Origin of the sequence: Rhodococcus sp. 1163 (genome assembly GCF_002091985.1) — a bacterium.
In the GTDB taxonomy this organism is placed as follows: Bacteria; Actinomycetota; Actinomycetes; order Mycobacteriales; family Mycobacteriaceae; genus Rhodococcoides.
Genome location: NZ_MKKX01000038.1, coordinates 111439 through 131728, shown reverse-complemented (window position 1 = coordinate 131728; position 20290 = coordinate 111439). Strand labels below are relative to the sequence as shown.

At 61.5% G+C, this 20290-nt stretch carries 23 protein-coding genes; 2 read left to right on the top strand and 21 right to left on the bottom strand.

Annotated elements, in window-relative coordinates; genetic code table 11:
- Positions 1 to 80: 80 nt before the first annotated feature.
- Positions 81 to 980, bottom strand: a complete 900-nt coding sequence (rpsB, locus tag BJD99_RS18300) for a 30S ribosomal protein S2 (protein ID WP_084348944.1) — start codon at positions 978 to 980, stop codon at positions 81 to 83.
- A gap of 334 nt (positions 981 to 1314) precedes the next feature.
- On the opposite strand from rpsB, the gene BJD99_RS18295 reads away from it, so the two are divergent.
- Positions 1315 to 1827, top strand: coding sequence for a M23 family metallopeptidase (locus BJD99_RS18295; RefSeq protein ID WP_084348604.1), 513 nt, complete (start codon positions 1315 to 1317; stop codon positions 1825 to 1827).
- 82 nt (positions 1828 to 1909) lie between these two features.
- On the opposite strand, the gene BJD99_RS18290 is transcribed toward BJD99_RS18295, so the two are convergent.
- From BJD99_RS18290 to BJD99_RS18230, 14 genes are all read right to left on the bottom strand, one after another.
- Positions 1910 to 3076, bottom strand: a complete 1167-nt coding sequence (locus BJD99_RS18290; RefSeq protein WP_373270560.1) for a MinD/ParA family protein — start codon at positions 3074 to 3076, stop codon at positions 1910 to 1912.
- Positions 3077 to 3456: 380 nt separating this feature from the next.
- Positions 3457 to 4386, bottom strand: a complete 930-nt coding sequence (locus tag BJD99_RS18285) for a tyrosine recombinase XerC (RefSeq protein WP_084348602.1) — start codon at positions 4384 to 4386, stop codon at positions 3457 to 3459.
- Positions 4387 to 4483: 97 nt separating this feature from the next.
- Positions 4484 to 5254 carry a siderophore-interacting protein gene (locus BJD99_RS18280; protein WP_084348601.1) on the bottom strand — a complete coding sequence of 257 codons (771 nt, stop codon included), beginning with the start codon at positions 5252 to 5254 and terminating at the stop codon, positions 4484 to 4486.
- A 94-nt stretch (positions 5255 to 5348) separates the two neighbouring features.
- Positions 5349 to 6473, bottom strand: a complete 1125-nt coding sequence (gene dprA, locus BJD99_RS18275) for a DNA-processing protein DprA (protein WP_084348600.1) — start codon at positions 6471 to 6473, stop codon at positions 5349 to 5351.
- On the bottom strand, positions 6470 to 7978 hold the full coding sequence (locus BJD99_RS18270; RefSeq protein WP_084348599.1) for a YifB family Mg chelatase-like AAA ATPase: 1509 nt from the start codon (positions 7976 to 7978) through the stop codon (positions 6470 to 6472). Before BJD99_RS18270 ends, dprA begins: the two co-directional genes overlap by 4 nt.
- Entirely contained in the window at positions 7978 to 8331 is a 354-nt protein-coding gene (locus tag BJD99_RS18265) for a YraN family protein (RefSeq protein WP_084348943.1), read from the bottom strand. The genes BJD99_RS18270 and BJD99_RS18265 overlap by 1 nt, the downstream gene beginning before the upstream one ends.
- A gap of 307 nt (positions 8332 to 8638) precedes the next feature.
- Positions 8639 to 8977, bottom strand: coding sequence for an Lsr2 family protein (locus tag BJD99_RS18260; protein ID WP_084348598.1), 339 nt, complete (start codon positions 8975 to 8977; stop codon positions 8639 to 8641).
- 242 nt (positions 8978 to 9219) lie between these two features.
- On the bottom strand, positions 9220 to 9378 hold the full coding sequence (locus tag BJD99_RS21060; protein WP_168708264.1) for a hypothetical protein: 159 nt from the start codon (positions 9376 to 9378) through the stop codon (positions 9220 to 9222).
- A gap of 10 nt (positions 9379 to 9388) precedes the next feature.
- Complete coding sequence (locus BJD99_RS18255; protein WP_084348597.1) at positions 9389 to 9694, bottom strand: DUF2469 domain-containing protein; 306 nt, start codon at positions 9692 to 9694, stop codon at positions 9389 to 9391.
- A gap of 40 nt (positions 9695 to 9734) precedes the next feature.
- The gene (locus BJD99_RS18250; RefSeq protein ID WP_084348596.1) at positions 9735 to 10475 is read right to left on the bottom strand and encodes a ribonuclease HII; all 741 of its coding nucleotides are present in this window, start codon (positions 10473 to 10475) and stop codon (positions 9735 to 9737) included.
- Between the two features lie 14 nt (positions 10476 to 10489).
- Positions 10490 to 11272 (bottom strand): signal peptidase I, encoded by a 783-nt coding sequence (lepB, locus tag BJD99_RS18245; RefSeq protein WP_084348595.1) that lies wholly within the window; start codon positions 11270 to 11272, stop codon positions 10490 to 10492.
- Between the two features lie 173 nt (positions 11273 to 11445).
- Positions 11446 to 11787, bottom strand: a complete 342-nt coding sequence (gene rplS, locus BJD99_RS18240) for a 50S ribosomal protein L19 (protein ID WP_084348942.1) — start codon at positions 11785 to 11787, stop codon at positions 11446 to 11448.
- Between the two features lie 151 nt (positions 11788 to 11938).
- Positions 11939 to 12784, bottom strand: coding sequence for a hypothetical protein (locus BJD99_RS18235; RefSeq protein ID WP_179142405.1), 846 nt, complete (start codon positions 12782 to 12784; stop codon positions 11939 to 11941).
- An 80-nt stretch (positions 12785 to 12864) separates the two neighbouring features.
- A complete protein-coding gene (locus BJD99_RS18230) occupies positions 12865 to 15243 on the bottom strand; it encodes a Tex family protein (protein ID WP_179142404.1) in 2379 nt (792 codons plus the stop codon).
- Between the two features lie 64 nt (positions 15244 to 15307).
- Here BJD99_RS18230 and BJD99_RS18225 point away from each other — a divergent pair, with 64 nt between their 5' ends.
- Complete coding sequence (locus BJD99_RS18225; protein WP_084348594.1) at positions 15308 to 16267, top strand: serine hydrolase; 960 nt, start codon at positions 15308 to 15310, stop codon at positions 16265 to 16267.
- Positions 16268 to 16289: 22 nt separating this feature from the next.
- Here the strand turns inward: BJD99_RS18225 and trmD are convergent, their stop codons facing one another.
- The 6 genes from trmD to BJD99_RS18195 form a co-directional block, all read right to left on the bottom strand.
- Entirely contained in the window at positions 16290 to 16970 is a 681-nt protein-coding gene (gene trmD / locus BJD99_RS18220) for a tRNA (guanosine(37)-N1)-methyltransferase TrmD (RefSeq protein ID WP_084348593.1), read from the bottom strand.
- Positions 16971 to 16974: 4 nt separating this feature from the next.
- Positions 16975 to 17508, bottom strand: a complete 534-nt coding sequence (gene rimM, locus BJD99_RS18215; RefSeq protein WP_084348592.1) for a ribosome maturation factor RimM — start codon at positions 17506 to 17508, stop codon at positions 16975 to 16977.
- A gap of 11 nt (positions 17509 to 17519) precedes the next feature.
- Positions 17520 to 17762: an RNA-binding protein gene (locus BJD99_RS18210; protein ID WP_003939023.1), complete on the bottom strand. Its 243-nt coding sequence runs from the start codon at positions 17760 to 17762 to the stop codon at positions 17520 to 17522.
- Entirely contained in the window at positions 17759 to 18250 is a 492-nt protein-coding gene (gene rpsP / locus BJD99_RS18205; RefSeq protein WP_084348591.1) for a 30S ribosomal protein S16, read from the bottom strand. The genes BJD99_RS18210 and rpsP overlap by 4 nt, the downstream gene beginning before the upstream one ends.
- A gap of 128 nt (positions 18251 to 18378) precedes the next feature.
- Positions 18379 to 19209 (bottom strand): CPBP family intramembrane glutamic endopeptidase, encoded by an 831-nt coding sequence (locus BJD99_RS18200; protein WP_084348590.1) that lies wholly within the window; start codon positions 19207 to 19209, stop codon positions 18379 to 18381.
- Positions 19206 to 20288, bottom strand: coding sequence for an amidohydrolase family protein (locus BJD99_RS18195; protein ID WP_084348589.1), 1083 nt, complete (start codon positions 20286 to 20288; stop codon positions 19206 to 19208). The genes BJD99_RS18200 and BJD99_RS18195 overlap by 4 nt, the downstream gene beginning before the upstream one ends.
- Between the last annotated feature and the right edge of the window lie 2 nt (positions 20289 to 20290).

Below are 20290 nucleotides of genomic sequence, written 5' to 3'. Positions count from 1 at the left end.
GTGGGCAGAGCATAAAAGTTCTCGAATACTGCAGAAAAGGTCCTGATAGGCGTGGTTCACGCCTATCAGGACCCCATCGATCAAGCCTGCGTTGCCGGTGCTTCTGCGGCAGGCGCATCAGCGGCGGGTGCTTCCGCGGCAGGCGCCTCAGCATCGGCAACGGGTGCCTCTGCTGCAGCTTCCTGCGTCTCAGCCGCTGCGGGCGATGCCTGTGCAAGCTGCTCGAGCTCCCACTCTGCAAGTGGCTCGCCTGCGCCGACCTCGGGCTTCGCGTCGGTAGCAGTGTTGAGACCCGCACGAGCCTGTACACCCTCGGCCACTGCAGATGCAACGACCTTGGTCAGCAGTGCTGCGGAGCGGATTGCATCATCGTTGCCCGGGATCGGGTAGTCGACGACGTCAGGGTCGCAGTTGGTGTCCAGGATCGCGATGACCGGGATCTTCAGCTTGCGAGCCTCGCCGACGGCGATGTGCTCTTTGTTGGTGTCGACGATCCAGATGGCCGAGGGAACCTTGGCCATGTCACGGATTCCGCCGAGGGTGCGGTCCAGCTTGGTCATCTCACGCGTCAGCATGAGGATTTCCTTCTTGGTGCGTCCCTCGAAGCCACCGGTCTGCTCCATTGCCTCGAGCTCCTTGAGGCGGATGAGACGCTTGTGGACCGTCTGGAAGTTGGTGAGCATGCCACCGAGCCAGCGCTGATTCACGTAGGGCATTCCCACGCGAGTTGCCTCAGCGGCGATGGACTCCTGAGCCTGCTTCTTGGTGCCGACGAACAGAACCGTGCCACCGTGGGCGACGGTTTCCTTGACGAACTCGTAGGCCTGATCGATGAAGGTCAGAGTCTGCTGCAAGTCGATGATGTAGATGCCGTTGCGGTCGGTGAAGATGAATCGCTTCATCTTCGGGTTCCAACGACGGGTCTGATGTCCGAAGTGAGTGCCGCTGTCGAGCAGCTGCCTCATAGTTACTACAGCCATGGCTGAATAACTCGCTTTCATTTGCCGGTTGACGCAGAGTGTCGTTCGACCCCTGCCCTGGCGACCGCTGGTTGCCGAACCCACTCGAAATAAAGTGGGACCGCCGACAACCGGGTATGTGACTTCCATTAACGAAATGGCTGCCTCAAGACGCGGACGCGCGAAGTCGACCCGTGCGGGCACAGGTCGCTCCGACAGTGTACGGCCTGAAAGCCGCAGCTCATAACCAGGGCGGAGGTCAAGGGACGACGAGATATGTGGACAAACTTTCCGTCTGTCCACAGGCAGTACAACTGCACCCTGAAGAATTGCCTGAACCGACATTCTGAATACCATGAAAGTCCTGGCAGCAGCCCTCGTCATCACGCTGATCTCGGCCGCCGCCGGCCCGGCCGACGCCTCCCCGTCCGGAGCTTCCCCTCCGAGCCCGTCGCAGGCATTTCACTGGCCGTTGTCGCCGCGACCCGCAGTGATCACCGTTTTCGACCCTCCCGAGCATGACTGGCTCCCCGGCCATCGCGGCGCCGACCTGGCAGGGAGCTCCAATCAGGCAGTCCGCGCAGCAGGGCCTGGCACAGTCGTGTTCGCGGGCCGAGTAGCAGGAAAACCCGTGGTCTCGATCGACCACCCAGGCGGACTTCGCACCACTTACGAACCGGTGACCGCCTCGGTCCACGCCGGGATGCGGGTCAGAGCCTCAGAGATCGTCGGCAAGCTCGAACCGGGTCATCCCAGCTGCACGGAAGTGTGTCTGCACTGGGGTGTGCGACGAGGCCGGGAGTACCTCGACCCGTTGGCGCTGGTCCACTTCACACCGATTCGACTCAAGCCTCTTCACGCGAGCTAGCTCGAACGAGGTTCGAGTACAACCGAATTCGAATGGGCCCACGAATCGAGGGACAAATCCGCGTGAGCCAGACGCACCCGATTCAGCGCCAACTCGGGCCCGAATGCCGTCCGGATGCTGCCGGAAAATCATCGGCCACCATCGCCGCAAGCTCGACGAACGCCGAGCGCGTCTGCGGACGAAGAAGGTCCAGATCGACCACGGCACCCTCGGCCAAATGCTCGTCGAACGGTACGACGAGCACTGCGCGGCACCGTTCCAAGAAATGCTGAGTCAGCAAGTTCATATCGACCGCCGACGAACCGGGCCGAACCGAACTGATCACGACCACCGTGCGCTCGACCAAGTGCCCATAACCGTGCAGCTGAAGCCAATCGAGCGTGGCCGCTGCGCTACGCGCGCCATCGACAGCGGGTGAGGAGACGAGCACGAGTGCGTTTGCCAGTTGCAGCACGCCGTTCATCGCCGAGTGCATGATGCCCGTGCCGCAGTCGGTCAATATCAAGTTGTAATAGACCTGGAGCATATCGATGACGGAACGATAGTCCTCTTCGCCGAACATTTCCGATGCCGCGGGATCGCGTTCCCCGGCAAGAACTTCCAATCGACTCGGCGCTTGCGAGGTATGCGCACGGATGTCGGAATAGCGTCGAACGTTGGGAGCATCCGCCAGCAGGTCGCGCACCGTCGACGACGTCTGACGCGGGACCCGTTCACCCAGGGTTCCGAAATCGGGATTCGCATCTACCGCGATTACGCAGTCACCGCGCAGCGACGCGAAAGTCGAACCGAGGCCCAGGGTCGTCGTGGTCTTGCCGACACCACCTTTGAGCGAGAGAAACGCGATGCGATAGTCACCCAGAACAGGTTGCCTTATGCGCTCCACTTGGTTGCGGTAGCGCTCCTCAGCAGTCGATTCACCAGGATTGATCACCCCACCGGTAAGTCGATGTACCCCCTTACGCCAGCCCGACGAGGAAGTGCGCCGCGGACGCTTGAGGAGTGTGTCGGGAGCGAGATCCTGGCTGGTCGGCTGGTACTGCGCTCCGAACGGCTGATTCGGTCCCGGTGTTGCACCGGAGGCCGGATCGCTGGGCGGATAGCCGTTGGGGGTTCGACTACTAGGAGTTCGACTACTGGGGGCTCGACCGCTGACGGGCTGAATCTGCTGGGAACGGACGGCAGAAGGACCCGACCACGGTGGGGTCCAGTCATCGACGCGATCGTTGCGAGCAGGGTCGGGAACCACTTGCGAGGGTGGAGCGTAGCGCGGTGGCGCCTGGCGATCGGTCGACCGACTCGATTGCCACGGGGCCACTTGCCGGTCGCCGGTCGCGGGTTCGTCGCTACGCGAACCCGAGTCTGCGGACGATGCCTGTGTCCACACCGGCTCGATCGGCGACGAGTTCGATCGAAAAGGATGACCAGAACTCGCCTGGGCACGGATCGACCACGCGGCGCTAGCGCCTTGTGGTTGTTCGCGGTCCACGGTCCCCCCGTATCCGGATTTCGACTTCAGCTTTGGACTCCATTGCAGTTTTCGAACTGAGCAGCAGTTACGCAACACAATACTTTGCGTACGGTTTGTTTCGCCACGACGCTACCAAACTCGCCCGCGACAAGGGTGGTTCACGCTCGCGGATGCGCTTGGTCGTGCACCGCCCGCAATCGCTCCACCGACACGTGAGTGTAGATCTGAGTGGTTGCAAGGGAAGCATGCCCGAGCAACTCCTGTACCACCCGAAGATCGGCACCGCCCTCGAGAAGGTGGGTGGCCGCGGAGTGCCTCAACCCGTGCGGCCCTATGTCGGGTGCACCGGGTACCGCCGACACGACCTCGTGCACAGCCGTCCGGGCCTGGCGGGGATCTATACGGGCGCCTCTGCGACCCAGCAGCAGCGCGCGTCCCGAACGATCGTTGCTCAACGCCGGACGCCCGTGCAACGACCAGGCCTCGAGGGCGTGCGCCGCTGGAACTCCGTACGGTGCCGAACGTTCTTTGTCACCCTTTCCGATCACGCGGACCACTCGTCGATCGGCATCGATGTCGTCGAGGTCGAGTCCGCACAGCTCGCCGACTCGGATTCCGGTGGCGTACAACATTTCCACTATCAAGCGATCTCTCAGTGCAAGTGGATCGAGTTCTGCCGCGCCGGATTGGGCCTGGGTCAGCGCCTCGGAGGCTTGACTCTGCTTGAGAACCGAAGGCAGTGAGCGCCGGACCGCCGGTGTTGCCAAACGCAACGCTGGATCTGAGGTCATGCGGGCACTACGAGTGAGCCATGCGGTGAAGGCACGGGCCGAAGACGTGCGTCTGGCCATCGACGTTCTAGCGGATCCGTGCCGAGCCTGATCCGCCAGCCAGGACCGGAGTACCCGCAGATCGAGGTCGGCCAGCGTTGCCGACGCGTCACGCCGGATGAGATGACGGAGCAACGACTCTGCATCGGCCACGTATGCACGCACGGTGTTGACCGATCGGTTGCGTCCGATCTCGAGATGCTCGGCATACTCCTCGAGGTGTACGCGCAGCGTCGGTGGGAGCTCGTCTTCGGCCATTCACACAGCCTTACCGCTGCACTGCCGGGGAGCAACCAGCCGCGCCGGACCTCTCACCTTGTTCATGCGCCGAGACAGGACGTCCGTCGCTAGCCGGTCACGCTTCGGCCTCGGCCAACTCACGCTTCCACACCCGGAAGGTCTCCTCGGTGCGTCCGCGTCTCCAGTAGCCGGAGATCGAAGCCCACTCAGCAGGAACACCTCGGTCTTTACGCACGTAGCCGCGCAGGTTGTGCATCACGGCCTGTGCTTCGCCATGAATGAACACCTGGGCCTGGCCCGGTAGCCATTCGGTATTTCGAACGGCCTCGATCAGCGGTGAGTTGTCCCCGGCCTTGTCGTCACCGACCTCGCCGGAACCGGCCCCGCGGTGAATCCACGTGACGTCCACGAGCGCAAGCGTCTCCATATAGATTTCGTCCTTGCGGTCCGACACCTCGACGAACACCTTCGCAATCGCGTCTTCCGGCAGTGCCTCGACCGCAGCGGAGATGGCTGGGATAGCAGATTCGTCGCCGGCGAAGAGATGCCAATCCGCCTCTGGACGCGGCTTGTAAGCGCCGTTGGGGCCATAGAGGCCGATGCGGTCGCCTGCCTTCGCGTTGGCCGCCCAAGGCCCGGCAATGCCCTCGTCACCGTGGACGACGAAGTCGATCGCAATCTCGCGAGCGTCGACATCGACAGAGCGCACCGTGTAGGTGCGCTTGACTTCCGCGTCCTCCGAGCCGAATGCGAGCTTTACGTACGAGTCGGTGAAGTCGACCGGTTGGAAGTCCTCGAATCCTGGATCGCCGAGATACACCCGTTGCATGTGCGGTGTCAGTGATTCCGTACGGAGGACGGTCAGGACGGTTTTGCGTCGTGCCACTTTTCAGCCTTTCCGAGCTGTTGACATAGTTTTGCTGCCTAGAGGAGTAAGTGTTACCTAACACCCTACCGTTCCCGGTGGTTCCCCAGGTTGCTCACGTGCGAACCACCCGGGACCACCCGGTCTCGTCACTTGCTACGAACCCGTCCAGTTCCAACAGAGGCAATACCGATCGAACAGTAGTCAGAGGCAACGACGACACATCGGAAAGCTCACGCGGCGAAAGAGTTCCGGTCGCAGGTAGCGCCTCGTACACCAACAACGCCGACTCTGACAATGCATCGATATCGCGGAACATCGAGGGCCTACCCTCGTCGGTCTCCCCCGCCATTCCTGCTTCGGCGACCACATCGTGGGCATCGGCAACCAAACGCGCTTCGCCTTCACGAATCATCCGGTGGCAACCCTTCGATGCCGCCGACGTCACTGGACCCGGAACTGCAAGTACCGGGCGTCCGAGTTTGCGAGCCCACCCAGCTGTGTTGCGTGCACCGCTGCGCCAACCAGCCTCCACGATGACCACAGCCGACCCGAGGCCTGCGACCAATCGATTGCGAGCGAGAAAGCGGTGTTTGGCCGGCGTCGTGCCGGGGGCGTACTCACTGATAACGGCCCCCGTTTGTGCTATTCGGTGAAGCAACCGGGAGTGTCCCGAGGGATATGCTCGGTCGACTCCGCACGCGAGTACCGCCACGGTCGAACCGCCCACGCCCAATGCAGCTCGATGGGCGGCCGCATCGATCCCGAATGCCGCCCCCGATAAAACCGTCCAGCCGTCGACTGCCAAATCTCCGGCAATCTCGGCAGTCACGTGCTCGCCGTACGCCGTGGCGGCACGTGTACCGACGATCGACACGGCTCGCTCGGTCAACTCCGCCACGGAAGCTGCGCCGAGAACCCACAAGGACAACGGCGCACATTGATCGGTGCCCACCGGCATCCCAGCACCGTCGAACGCGAGAAGTTTCCACATCGGCCACTCGTCATCATCGGGGGTGATGAGCCGACCACCCAGAGATGCAACAAGATCGAGGTCCGCGCGTGCAGTGTCGATATGCGAGCGGACCTGCAATCGCTCACCGAGTGCCCCACGGGAGACGGCATCGGCGGCACCTTCGGGACCTGCCTCGGCTGCGAAGTCGCGAAGTACCCGATGTGGCCCCTGAGCAACACGAGAGAGGTACGCCCAGGCCAGGCGCCGTGGATCGTGCGTCGTCACCTCGTCCCCCTGTCTCGAAAGTCCAAAGCGGCTCCCACCTCGCCGATGCCTGGCATGTCTCCCCCCGCCAGATCGTTCAAAGTCCAGGAAACGCGAAGAGCACGATCGGCACCTCGGGCGGTCAGCGAACCATTACGAAGCGCTCTCTCGACCGGAACCAAGGCTTCACGCGAGAGTGTGAACTTCTGCCGCAGCGCAGGTCCAGGAACCTCGGCGTTTGTCCGCCACCCGTATTCGCGCCAACGTTCGGCTGCCTGCTCGCGTGCCGCGATGACGCGGGCACGCACGTGCTCGGTGGTCTCTCCGAGCTCGTCCGTCAATGCACCGGTAGCCACTCCCATCATGGCGATACGCAGATCGACGCGGTCGAGAAGCGGACCGGACAGCTTGCCGAGGTACTTTCGCCGAACCATCGGCGCACAAACACAATCGGCATTTCTGGCCGGCGCACACGGGCACGGATTCGCAGCCAACACCAATTGAAAACGTGCCGGATACCGAGCCACGCCATCGCGGCGCGCAATCCTGATCTCGCCGTCCTCCAACGGAGTTCTCAACGCCTCCAGTACTTTCAGACCCATCTCGGCACATTCGTCGAGGAAGAGGACGCCCCGGTGCGCTCGACTGACTGCACCTGGCTTCGCCATGCCGGTTCCACCGCCCACGAGCGCGCTCACCGACGTCGAATGGTGAGGCGCGATGAAAGGTGGCGAGGAAATCAACGGCCGCTCTGTGGTCAACAGGCCTGCAACCGAATGAATTGCGGTCACCTCCAATGCCTCCGATTCGGTCAGGGGTGGGAGAATTCCTGGAAGTCGTTGTGCCAACATCGTCTTGCCGATTCCCGGAGGTCCGGTCAGCATGACGTGATGCGCACCGGCCGCAGCGACTTCCAAGGCCCACCTCGCCTCGGACTGGCCGACTACCTCGCTCATATCCGGATATTCCACGTCTTGCCCGAATTGCCCGGGAATCGGCCGGCTCAATTCGACTTCCCCCCGGAGCCATTCGACGACTTCCTTCAACGACCCTGCCCCGAGCACTTCGATACCGTCGACAAGACCTGCTTCTGCCAGTGCCGCGATCGGCACCACCACTCGTGACCACCTCGCCCGTTTGACTGCCAACACACCTGGCAGAACGCCGCGCACCGGACGAAGGCGTCCATCCAATGCCAATTCGCCTAGGAAAACGGTCTTTTCGAGCGATCGCCGCGGGATCTGTCTGGCTGCATCCAGAACCGCCAACGCAAGGCCGAGGTCGTAGACGGAGCCTACTTTCGGCAAAGTAGCTGGGGATAGTGCCAGAATTACACGAGAATCCGGCCAACTATTGCCAGAGTTCGTTACGGCCGCCTTTACTCGGTCTCGTGACTCGTTCAACGCTGTGTCCGGGAGTCCTACCAAATGAATTCCCGGCAATCCGCGGCCGATATCTGCTTCGATCTCCACTACTTGGCCATCCACACCGGACACGGCCACCGAGAAAGCGCGGCCCAGTGCCATCAGAACACCCCACGCAAATGCGTCACGACCGGATCGGCACCTCGTGCCATCACGATAGCGACCACGTCGAAACGCATTCTCACCCAGGGGCTGTCACGGTTCTCCAGCCAGGCCAGCGCGAGCTTACGTATCCGCTGCTGTTTCGCGTACGTCACCGACTCTGCCGGAGTTCCGTAGCCGGTCCCCGAACGGGTTTTCACCTCGACGAAGACGAGAACCTCGCCCTCACGCGCGACTATGTCGAGTTCCCCGTACCGGCATCGCCAATTTCTCTCGACTATTTCCATTCCGCTATCGACCAGACGCAGAGCGGCCAAAGCCTCCCCGCGCGCCCCCAAGTCCGAATTGGACATCGCACTCCCCACGGTCGTCGGTTCGCCGATCTGCCGAACCCACAACCGACGATGCGCCAAGGAAGGACCGAGGATCCGCATCCTCGCAGCTCGAGAATCACCCTGTGGACAAGCGAATCGCCTGTGGATTACCACTGAAATTCAACTCGTCGGGGGGCATACGTGACGTACCCATGTGCATGGCACCACACCCCCGAAGGCACCACAAACAAAGCAATGCCCCAACCTTCTTGGTCGGGGCATTGCTCGAAGTCCAGCTACGTGGATGAAATCCCTACGCGAGATTAACTCCCTGCGTGAAATGAACTCAATGCGCTGCTTCGTACGCTGCTTGCACGTCCTGGCTGATTCGACCGCGTGCGCTCACGTCATAACCATTTTCCCGCGCCCATGCGCGAATGTCCTGCAGGTCGACCTTGCCACGGGCGGAGGCCGGTGAAGTCTTGCGTGCTCGACGACCCGATACTTTCTCTGAATGCTCGATCCAGAATGCCAACTGCTCGTGCAGTTCGTTTGCATGCTTCAGGTTCAGGTCGATGCTGTACTGATTGCCACCGATACTGAATTCGATGGTCTCACCCTGTCCGTCCTTGATGACCGAACCGTCGACATCATCGATCATTTGGACGAGTGTCTTGCGTGCCATGTCCGAACCTCTAACAGTCGAGGGAAGTGCTTATAGAGCCGTTTCTACCACCAATTGGCTCATTCTCCCAACATTGGACAGAAATCCACAGCAACGTTTCAGCTTTCATATTGAGCAAAGACAGCCGATTTCGAGACATCCGCAAAACAGGCGAGCAGCCAATTCCCTTGTCCTGCACTCAATATGGAATTGACTCTCACGCTATTCGATCACCGATTGCGGCGATTCACTGAGCTGAAAAGTTACTGCTGCACAATCGACCACAAAACCTGACCCAGTACGAAGCATAGCGCGGCTGCACCGATCAATTGAGCACACATGACGAGCGTCTTGCGCGAGCGTCGCCGGCCCACGAGATAGGTGCCGGCCGCAATCAACAGCAGCCACAGTGTTACCGACACGGGAAATGGTCTACTCGGGCAAACGCAGGTCGGTTTTCTCGAGTTCCTCGATGTTGACGTCCTTGAACGTGATCACCCGAACATGCTTGACGAAACGTGCCGGTCGGTACATATCCCACACCCAGGAATCGGACATTCGCAGCTCGAAATAGATCTCGCCGTCCGCGTTGTGGGGAATGAGTTCGACGGAGTTGGCGAGATAGAACCGGCGCTCAGTCTCGACCACATAGTTGAACTGACCGACGATGTCCCGGTACTCCCGATACAACGAGAGCTCCATCTCGGTTTCGTACTTTTCGAGATCCTCGGCACTCATCGGTTAGTTCTCATCCTCCGTCGGCTGGCATGAAGTTCAATCATCGCGCATTGCGTTCATCGCAGTCCATTCGGCCCAGGACCGACGCTACTTCGTCGGTCCTGCCTGCCGCGGCAGCCGCAACGTTGGCGTACGACATTCGGTGTTGCGAGCACGGCCCGAGTTCCGACATCGCTACCGCATGAGCTTTGGTGCTGTAACCCTTGTGAACCGCGAAGCCGTAACCAGGGATTTCTGCATCCATCTCGACCATCACTCGGTCTCGCGATACCTTGGCGAGAACACTGGCCGCAGCAATGCACGCGGCCGTCGCGTCGCCGCCGATCACCGGGAGCGACGGAACCGGCAGTCCAGGCACCCGAAATCCGTCGGTGAGAACATATCCGGGCATCATCGAAAGACCTGCCACAGCTCTTCGCATTCCCTCGATGTTGGCGACATGGACACCGATTCGATCGATCTCATCGGCATCGATGAACACCACACTCCAGGCGAGCGCCAGCCGTTGGATCTTCGGAAACAGTTCCTCACGACGCTTCTCGGTCAACTTCTTCGAATCATTCAGATCTGCCAGCGCGGGGTGTGCTTTCCCGCCGAGCACACAGGCGGCGACGGTCAGCGGTCCGGCACATGCACCCCGCCCTGCTTCGTCGACGCCTGCCACCGGCCCCAGTCCATTGCGTTCGAGTGCGGACTCCATCGTCCGCAGCCCCGAAGAGCGACGAATGACAGGACGCGGTGGCCACGGTGGACGACCTCGTGATCGACTCGAACTACTCATTGCCCGTGTTCAGCTCACTGTCCCTGGATGTCGGGCGAGTCGAGGGTGCCGAACCGCGATGGCGGCAGTGCGATGAGGAACGCCTTGCCGATCACATTGTCGATCGGCACGGTCCCCATCAGCTCGTCCGAGACATGGAACCGCGAATCGGCCGAATTGCTTCGATTGTCACCCATGACCCAGACGTTGCCCTCGGGCACGGTCACGGGCGCAAAGCAACGACCGGACTTCAGCTCGGTATCGCAGGTCATGACGTCAGGCGTAAACGGGAAGTCCATCTGAATATAGGGTTCGTCGAGCGGCTTACCGTCCACGAGAACACGCCCCTGAGCGTCGCAGCACTCTACGGTCTGTCCCCCGGTGGCGATCACACGTTTGACGAGATCGTTTTCGTCCGGTGCGACGACACCGATCAGCGAGCCGACTTCCTCGGCGCCACGGATTATCGCGTTCGACGACCTGTGGGAGGTGAATTCGCTGTTCCACGAGTCAGGGCCACGGAAGACGATGACGTCACCCGGCTTGGGGTCTCCGAAGCGATAGCCGATCTTCTCCACGACGATGCGATCTCCGGTGCACCCGGCGCAGCCATGCAGCGTCGGTTCCATCGATTCGGACGGAATCAGATACACGCGGGCAACGAATGTCTGGAGCAGGAAGCTCAGAACCAACGCGACGAGTATCAGTATCGGCAGTTCACGCCAGAAGGATCGAGGCTTTTTCTCACGACGCGTCTCTTCCGACTTCTCACTGTGCGAATCGGACGGCCGGTTCGGATCCTGCTGGGAATCTGTCACGGCACTAGATTAGCCCCAGTCTTCGTGTGTTTATTAGCCGCAGTCTCTCCGAGCTTCGAACGGTGCATCGACGCGTGGCGACCAAACGAGCAGCGGTGATGAGAACAAGAAAGCGCCACACCGACCCGAGGGGCGATGCGGCGCTTTTCAAAGCTGGGCGGAAGTGACCGCAATCAGCGCTTTTCCTTGATCTTGGCAGCCTTGCCACGAAGGTCACGGAGGTAGTAGAGCTTCGCGCGACGAACATCTCCACGAGTCAGAACCTCGAACTCGGCGATGTTCGGGCTGTGAACCGGGAAGGTGCGCTCGACACCGACACCGAACGAAACCTTACGGACGGTGAACGTCTCACGAACGCCACCACCCTGGCGACGAATCACGACGCCCTTGAAGATCTGAATGCGCTCTTTCGAGCCTTCGATAACCTTGACGTGCACGTTCAACGTGTCGCCTGGGCGGAAGGCAGGAATGTCGCTGCGAAGCGACTTGTTGTCCAAGAAGTCCAGAGTGTTCATCGGTAGGTCCATCCTTGCGTTCTTCGCATGAGCAGAGGAACCGAGCGGCCCCGCGAACGGGGCTCGGCTGGTTCGTACTCCGATTAGGGTTGTGCCTTGCACAGGCAACCCGCCTATTGTGCCAGAGAGAGACCCTGGTTGCGAAATCGAATCACTCTGCAGAGGCCACCGGCACTGGAGGTGGCGCCGCCGGACGAACGGTCCTGTCCAGTTCGCATTCGGTCGCTTCGACGGCGTGGCCAATACTCGGTTTCCCGGCAATCAGGTCCTGAAGGTAGACCTTGGCCCTGATCGTCGGACGTCTGATGGTGCGCTCGCGCCGAAGTGCTCGCTCCATCCGCTTGGGCCTGCTCGTGTAGTACCAGCGCGCCCAGGGCGCTCCGGGCCTGCTCAGCCGGATCGCACCGACGTAAAGAATCGGCGCTACGAACAAACCGATCAATCCCGTCCAGATCTTCCCCTTGAGCACAACGACTGCGCAGACAGCGAGGTGAAATAGGGCAAGCGCTGTGTACCCCGCCCTGACCCAGGGGTTGGGGTCGCGGCGAATGTCGGTGACGTTCAGAAGTTCGAGTGGGTGAAATCCCAGCAGAAGCAACCCTGTTGCCGCCGTCGCGACGAACACCGCATCGATCGACGTTCTGCCTTGTTCGGACCAGTAGACATCCTCGAGATAGAAGATCAACGCGAACTCGTCGAGAACAAGCGCCGAACCGACCCCGAACAACGAAGCGAGTGCGGCACCTGTCTCGGTCGTTCCGTCCTCGTACACCGTGATAAGTGCAACGCCGGCGACGAGCATCAGCACGATCCCGAACACAACGTGATGGATGTGCCGACCACCGGGAGTGATGTTTCCCGGCCACCACTTCACCTGCGCCCGGATCAATCGAACGCTGAGTCGAATGACAGCGAACCCGACCAAGAAACCGATGAGGAAGCACAGGAGAGGGAGTCGGCCATGCTCGATGATCTCCCGATCCAGCCACTCACTCACCGTGACCCACCCTTCTCACAGTCGGTTCGACATCTGTCGAATGCGCACGATTCTGAGCTCGCTGACTACTACGCCGAACTCTATTTGCCGAATCCTGCGTTCCGGAGCGCGTCTGCCATGGAGCCACCTGCGGGAGTACTGACTTGGGGCCCAGACCCTCCACGGTTGTCACCTCCGCGCCCTCCACGGTTGTCACCTCCGCGCCCTCCACGGTTGTCACCTCCGCGATTATCGTTGCCGCGGTCTTCCTTGCGTGGCGCTTGGCGCCGCTCCGACTGGCCGCCACGAGACTTGTCCTTCGATCCGGCACCAGGCTCGTCGTCGAGGCGCAAGCTCAGGCCGATGCGCTGACGGGCGATGTCGACCTCCATGACCTTGACCTTGACCACCTGGCCCGACTTGACCACCTCACGTGGATCCTTGACAAAGTTGTGCGATAACGCCGAAACGTGCACCAACCCGTCCTGGTGAACGCCGACATCGACGAAGGCGCCGAATGCCGCAACGTTCGTCACGACGCCTTCGAGCGTCATCCCCGGCTTCAGATCTGCGATCTTCTCGATACCAGCCGCGAAGGTTGCGGTCTTGAACTCCGGACGCGGATCCCTACCGGGCTTTTCGAGTTCGGCGATGATGTCCGTGACGGTCGGTAGGCCGAATCGATCGTCGGCGAACTTTCGTGGATCGAGCGCGCGCAGCAATGTGCTGTTGCCGATCACCTCGCGTACCCCCACACCGGCCGTGTCGACGATGCGCCGAACTACCGGGTATGCCTCAGGGTGGACGCTCGACCGATCGAGCGGATCGTCCCCGTCGACGATGCGCAGGAATCCTGCACACTGCTCGAACGCCTTCGGACCGAGCCGTGCGACATCTTTGAGCTTGGAGCGGCTAGCGAAAGGACCGTGTTGATCACGATGCGCAACGATGCTTTCGGCGAGTGAACCAGCAATTCCCGACACCCTGGACAACAGCGGAACGGAGGCTGTATTGACGTCGACCCCGACAGCGTTCACGGCATCCTCCACGACGGCACCGAGGGACCTGGCCAACAATGCCTCGGAAATATCGTGCTGGTACTGACCGACCCCGATGGATTTCGGATCGATCTTCACCAGTTCCGCCAACGGATCTTGGAGCCGTCGCGCAATGGAAACTGCGCCGCGAATAGTCACGTCCAGCTCGGGCAACTCGCTCGAGGCGTATGCCGATGCGGAGTACACCGATGCGCCCGCTTCGGAAACAACGATCTTGGTCAATCCTGCCGCTGGGTATTTGGCGATGAGCTCCGCCGCGAGCGCGTCGGTTTCGCGTGAGGCCGTGCCGTTTCCGATTGCGATCAACTGAACCGAGTGCTTCGAGGCCAACGCCGCCAGGGTCGCGAGCGCCTGGTCCCATTTTCCTTGAGGCTTGTGAGGATAGATCGTGTCGTAGTCGACGACCTTGCCCGTCGAGTCCACCACTGCAACTTTGGTGCCTGTCCGAAATCCCGGATCGAGACCCATCGTCGAACGGTTACCTGCAGGGGCGGCAAGCAACAAGTCCTTCAGATTGGACGCGAACACATCCACCGCGTCCTTTTCGGCGGACTGCCGAAGACGCATCCGAACATCGATCGCCATGGTCACCAGAAGCTTGGTCCGCCACGCCCAACGCACGGTGTCGAGGAGCCAGCGGTCAGCGGCGCGGCCACGATCGGCGATGTCGAACTTCCTCGCGATGCGCCCTTCGTAGACCGTGGGAACTCCAGGCTGCGTTTCCTCCTGCTCCGGTTCGAGGCCCAGGGAGAGAATCTCCTCCTTCTCTCCGCGCAATGCAGCGAGAATCCGGTGCGAAGGCAATCTGGTGAAGGGTTCGGAGAATTCGAAGTAGTCCGCAAATTTGGAGCCTTCATCCTCTTTGCCCTTACGGACCGATGCCGTCAACTTGCCGCGGGTCCACATGAGCTCACGAAGTTCGCCCACCAGATCCGGATCCTCTGCGAAACGTTCGACAAGGATTGCGCGTGCACCGTCGAGTTGTTCGGTGTCGTACTGCGCCGGGTCGGTACTCGGATCGGAGATGAGTGCATCGGCGACAGGCTCGTGCCCGGCCTCCCGCGCGATCTGAGCCTTCGTTCTGCGCTTCGGCTTGAACGGCAGGTAGATGTCCTCGACTCGGGCTTTCGTCTCGGCCGACATCAGAGACTGCTCGAGTGTCTCATCGAGCTTGCCTTGGGATCGAATCGATTCGATGACCGCATCACGTCGCTCGTCGAGTTCGCGGAGGTACCGCAGACGCTCGTCGAGCTGCCGGAGCTGGGCGTCGTCGAGGCTGCCGGTAACCTCCTTCCGATACCGAGCGATGAACGGAACGGTCGAACCGCCGTCCAACAGATCCACGGCCGCGCGGACCTGCTCCTCGCGGACGTCGAGTTCTTCGGCTATGCGCTTGTTCACAGATTTCAGAGCAGTCGTCACGGCGTTGGACCCTACCGCTACTGTATGACGAGATCATCAGTGACCATCGTGGGAGATTGCCGACATGTCCAGGCCGTTGCAAGTCCTGGCGGTGTCGGTCACGGCACTTGTCGCCGCGGTATCGATTCTTTCCACTGGATGCAGCGCCCCCGACGACACTCCGGCCGCGCTCGCGATCGATACCTCCGAATCACCTTTTCCCGACACGGCCACCGTCGATGACATGTCCATCGACTCGCGTATCCCCGAAGCCGTGGCGTCGGCCCTCGGGCGTGGCGCGGAGGTCGATTTTGCTTTCCTCGATCGCGAGACCGGTGCGTACTTTGCCAGCGGCGATGCCGAACCGATCGAAACAGCGTCGGTATCCAAGCTGTTCATCGCCGACGACGTTCTGCACGGGGCGGATGTGAGCCAGGTCCCGGTTGCCGAAGAAGACCTGGAGTCGTTGACGACGATGCTCGAGTCTTCGGACGACTTTGCCGCAAACTACTTGTGGGACAGGTACGGTGGGTCCGAGATCATCACGCGCGTGACCGAGCGCTACGGATTGACCGCGACCACACCGCCGTGGGATGACCTGTGGTGGAACACGATGTCGACCGCTGCCGACCTCGTTGCCTACTACACACGACTGCTCGACGGCATCGGCGGACTCTCACCCGCATCGACCGCAACGATGATCGGGCTTCTCCGACAGTCGGCTCCGGTGGCCACCGATGGGTATCACCAGCATTTCGGAATTGTCGACGGCCTACCGGCCGAGCCGGTCTACGCGGTCAAACAGGGGTGGATGTGCTGCATCGCCGACCGATGGATTCATCTGTCGACGGGCACCATAGGCATCGACAATCGCTACGTGTTGGCATTAGTTTCTCGCGAGGAGATTCATTACGAGGACGATATGGAGCACTATCCTGACACCGCGGTTGTAGACGTCACCGACGACAGTAGCGCTCAGCACGCTCGCGACACGCTCACCGGCGTCGTGACGATGCTGTTTCCGGACGGAACGATCGGCAGCTAGCCTCTCCCCTGAACCGAACAGTTCAGTCCGACAACAGATCCGGTCGACGCTCGGCGGTACGCCGGAGGGACTGCTCGGCGCGCCACGCTGCGATCCGCGCATGGTCGCCGGAGAGAAGTACGTCGGGGACCTCGAGTCCACGCCAACTCACCGGCCTGGTGTAGCTGGGGCCCTCGAGCAATCCATCGGAGAACGAATCTTGTTGGTGCGATTGCTGATTGCCGAGCACACCCGGCAGGAGCCGTACCACGGCCTCACTCATCACCAGGACTGCGGCCTCGCCGCCGATGAGGACGTAATCACCGATACTCACTTCTTCGACGCGCACACGTCGTGCTGCGTCGTCGAAGACTCGCTGATCGATGCCTTCGTACCGGCCACAAGCAAACACCAGATGGCGTTCGCCCGCCCACCGCTCGGCGGTTCGCTGCGTGAAGGGCACGCCAGCAGGCGTCGGAACTACGAGTAGTGAGTCTTCTGCGAGTACGTCATCGAGTGCGTCACCCCAGACAGTGGATTTCATGACCATTCCTGGTCCACCACCGTAGGGCGAATCGTCGACGGCTTTGTGCACGTCATTGGTCCACGACCTCAGATCGTGAACCCCTACCGAGACGAGCCCCTTGTCGATTGCCTTGCCCAGCAAAGCAGTTCGAAGGGGTGTCAGGTACTCGGGAAATATCGTTACGATATCGAGCTGCACTGCGCTACTCCGGATCCAGTAGACCCTCGGGCGGATCGATCACGACGACACCGCCGGCAAGCGACACCGACGTCACGATCGCGGCAACGAACGGGACGAGTAACTCTGCGCGGCTGCCGTCGGCGGGGCGGATGGACAACAACTCCCCCGCCGCCGAGTGCAGCACCTCTCGGATCGTACCGACGACAGTACCGTCGGACAGACGGACCGACAGGCCCTCGAGCTCATGATCGTAGAATTCGTCGTCATCGTCCGACGAGGTCGGCAGATCCTTGGAATCGATCACGAACAGTGTGCCGCGAAGAGCGTCGGACACGCTGCGGTCGTCGACGCCTTTCAAGCGCAGCAAAAGCCGCCCGGAGTGGTCCCGGGCGGCCTCCACCGTGTATTCGGTTGTATCGGTCGATACTCGCGGCTTGCGCCCGTGCAGCACCGTTCCTACAGCAAAGCGTTCGTCCGGTTCGTCGGTGCGAACATCGACTACCACTTCACCTTTGATGCCGTGCGACTTGGCGACACGACCGATTACGAGCTCCATTGCGAGATTACCTACTGATCGGTATCGACGACGTCGACGCGAATGCCGCGACCGCCGATTCCGGAGACCAAGGTACGCAACGCAGTTGCCGTCCGACCGCCGCGTCCGATGACCTTTCCCAGATCGTCTGGGTGCACGTGAACTTCCACGGTGCGCCCACGACGTCCGGTGATCAGTTCGACGCGAACGTCGTCAGGATTGGCGACGATGCCACGAACGAGATGTTCGACGGCGTCGGCGACAACGGCACTCACTTCTCAGCAGCCTCGGCGGCCGGAGCTTCTGCGGTCTCGGCCGCAGCTGAATCATCGGCCTTGGCCGTCTCATCGGCCTTTGCAGCCTCGTCGGCCTTCGGAGCCTTCTTCTTCTTGGCGGTCGTAGCGTCGCCGAGCGGCTCGGCGTCGGCCTGAGCCAGTGCAGCGTTGAAGAGGTCCAGCTTGGAAGGCTTGGCCTCTGCGAAGCGAAGCGTGCCCTCGGTGCCCGGAAGGCCCTTGAACTTCTGCCAATCACCGGTGATCTTCAGCAGTGCTTCGACCGGCTCGGTCGGGATAGCGCCGACTCCGAGCCAGTACTGCGCGCGCTCGGAATCGATGTCGATGATGCTGGGGTCCTGCTTGGGCTCGTACTTGCCGATGGTCTCGATCGCACGGCCGTTGCGGCGAGTGCGAGAGTCAGCGATGACGACGCGGTAGTGCGGGGTGCGGATCTTGCCGATACGCATGAGCTTGATCTTGACAGCCATGAAAAATAGAGCCTTTCGAGTTGGTCACGCCGCAATTCTGCGGTGCGCTTGGGATGCGCACCCGGTTTTGCGATGGAGGTGTTGTGACCGCCGTGCGGTACGTAACCGTTGGACGGGCGAACAGCTGCTTATTCTGCCAGAGAGAGAATCGCCAGCGCCGGCAGGGTGTTGTTCACCGAGTGAGCGGTGGTGGATGCCACTACCGAACCGGTCCGCATTCGGGCGATGCCGATAGCGAATCCGCCCCACACCAATACTAGGAAACGCCATCCTTCGCGATGCCACAGCGCGAACACGACTGCCGTGACCACCAGAACCACCCATCTGTTTCCCAACCAAGACATCCTCATCGGCGCTGCACGCCGTTCGAGCGCACCCCACAGCATCCCCCGGAACATCACTTCCTCGCAGAACGGGGCGCCGATCCAGATCCACGCCACCAACGCGACTTTCCAGGGTGTGGGTATGGCGACCAGGTTTCCGAGCGGTGATCCACTCTCGAGATCGGTACGAGCCAAGACAAGCAGCGCGAGTAACAGACCGCCCGCCAAGGCAGCGGCTCCCCAGGCGATTCCGGATCGAACCTGAACTCCCCATTCGGACAGCGAGGTCGGCAGGCCGAAGTCCACGACGGGGCCGTTCCCTCGGCGCGCGGTGATCACGAATGCAAGGCTCGCAGCCAGGACACTGGGAAGCATGATCGCCAGCACGTACGCGGGCGAGGAGTCGGTGTCGATCAACCACGGCAAAGCGAGAAAGCCCGCGAGGTTGAGGGCAAGCACGGCCGCCGCTGCTGGAATCCCCCATCTCTGACCGCTTCGCCGTTTCGCAGCCAGCAACTCGGCCCGCCAGTAGCGATCCGAGTACCCGGTGCTCTGGTGATGAACAGCGTTCATCGGGGCCATCCCGGCCCAACTCGGCGGAAGGTTCTCGGGTTCACTCGGACCCGGTCGGGTCATTTTCGTTCGATCGGGACACCACGAAGCATTACGACGTCGGGCGCCGACAGCACATCCGGCCCCTTGCGTGGATCCGCCGTGTAGATCAGCAGATCGGCGGACGCTCCGTGCTCGAGTCCGGGATGACCGAGCCACGATCTGGCGTCCCAGCACGCTGCTCCCAGGGCTTCGGTCGCGGTCATTCCCACGCGTTCGAGTGCCTGCACCTCCTCGGCAATCCGTCCATGCCGAATGGATCCGCCTGCATCGGTCCCCGCAAAGATCGGTATACCGGCATCGTGTGCTCGTCCGATGGTCGACGCCACTCGACCGTGAAGTTCCCGCATGTGTCGCGCGTAGACCGGATACTTGCCGGCCGAAGCCGCTATATCGGGAAACGTCTCGATATTGATCAGCGTCGGTACAAGGGCGGTCCCGTGCTCGACCATTTGCTCTATCGTCGCGTCCGTCAGCCCGGTGCCGTGCTCGATGCAGTCGATCCCGGCCCCGATCAAGCCTGGGAGCGCGTCCTCACCGAACACGTGCGCGGTAACCCGAGCACCTTCGGCGTGCGCTGCATCGATTGCCTTCTTCAGGATCGCCTCGTCCCACAGTGGGCTGAGGTCCCCGACGCTTCTGTCAATCCAGTCACCGACCAGCTTGACCCAACCGTCACCCGATCGCGCCTGCTGCGCAACAGCTTCCGGCAGTTGCGATTCGTCCTCGATATCGACGGCCAACCCCGGGATGTACCGCTTGGGCATGGCGATGTGCCGTCCAGCGCGAATTATCCGCGGCAGATCTTCGTACTCGTCGAGTTCTCTGGTGTCGATGGGCGATCCTGCATCGCGAAGCAGCAGTGCTCCGACATCACGCTCGGTCTTCGCCTGCTCGACTGCGCCGGGAAGGTCCTCATGGCCGCCGCCGTACTTGATACCGACGTGACAGTGCGCGTCGACGAGTCCGGGGAGAATCCAGCCGTCCTCGCACAGAGTCTGCGCACCCACCACCGGTTCGACCGAGACGAGGCCATCCACGATCCACAGTTCGACGAGTTCCTCGGACGGCAGCACCCGGCCCCGAACTCTGAATCCGACCATTC

Excerpts from the sequence above, each read along its gene's own strand:
- rpsB (WP_084348944.1), bottom strand. The coding sequence starts at position 980 with ATGGCTGTAGTAACTATGAGGCAGCTGCTCGACAGCGGCACTCACTTC.
- BJD99_RS18295 (WP_084348604.1), top strand. The coding sequence starts at position 1,315 with ATGAAAGTCCTGGCAGCAGCCCTCGTCATCACGCTGATCTCGGCCGCC.
- BJD99_RS18285 (WP_084348602.1), bottom strand. The coding sequence starts at position 4,386 with ATGGCCGAAGACGAGCTCCCACCGACGCTGCGCGTACACCTCGAGGAG.
- BJD99_RS18270 (WP_084348599.1), bottom strand. The coding sequence starts at position 7,978 with ATGGCACTGGGCCGCGCTTTCTCGGTGGCCGTGTCCGGTGTGGATGGC.
- BJD99_RS18265 (WP_084348943.1), bottom strand. The coding sequence starts at position 8,331 with ATGTCCAATTCGGACTTGGGGGCGCGCGGGGAGGCTTTGGCCGCTCTG.
- BJD99_RS18260 (WP_084348598.1), bottom strand. The coding sequence starts at position 8,977 with ATGGCACGCAAGACACTCGTCCAAATGATCGATGATGTCGACGGTTCG.
- BJD99_RS18255 (WP_084348597.1), bottom strand. The coding sequence starts at position 9,694 with ATGAGTGCCGAGGATCTCGAAAAGTACGAAACCGAGATGGAGCTCTCG.
- BJD99_RS18250 (WP_084348596.1), bottom strand. The coding sequence starts at position 10,475 with ATGAGTAGTTCGAGTCGATCACGAGGTCGTCCACCGTGGCCACCGCGT.
- rplS (WP_084348942.1), bottom strand. The coding sequence starts at position 11,787 with ATGAACACTCTGGACTTCTTGGACAACAAGTCGCTTCGCAGCGACATT.
- BJD99_RS18225 (WP_084348594.1), top strand. The coding sequence starts at position 15,308 with ATGTCCAGGCCGTTGCAAGTCCTGGCGGTGTCGGTCACGGCACTTGTC.
- rimM (WP_084348592.1), bottom strand. The coding sequence starts at position 17,508 with ATGGAGCTCGTAATCGGTCGTGTCGCCAAGTCGCACGGCATCAAAGGT.
- rpsP (WP_084348591.1), bottom strand. The coding sequence starts at position 18,250 with ATGGCTGTCAAGATCAAGCTCATGCGTATCGGCAAGATCCGCACCCCG.
- BJD99_RS18200 (WP_084348590.1), bottom strand. The coding sequence starts at position 19,209 with ATGACCCGACCGGGTCCGAGTGAACCCGAGAACCTTCCGCCGAGTTGG.
- BJD99_RS18195 (WP_084348589.1), bottom strand. The coding sequence starts at position 20,288 with ATGGTCGGATTCAGAGTTCGGGGCCGGGTGCTGCCGTCCGAGGAACTC.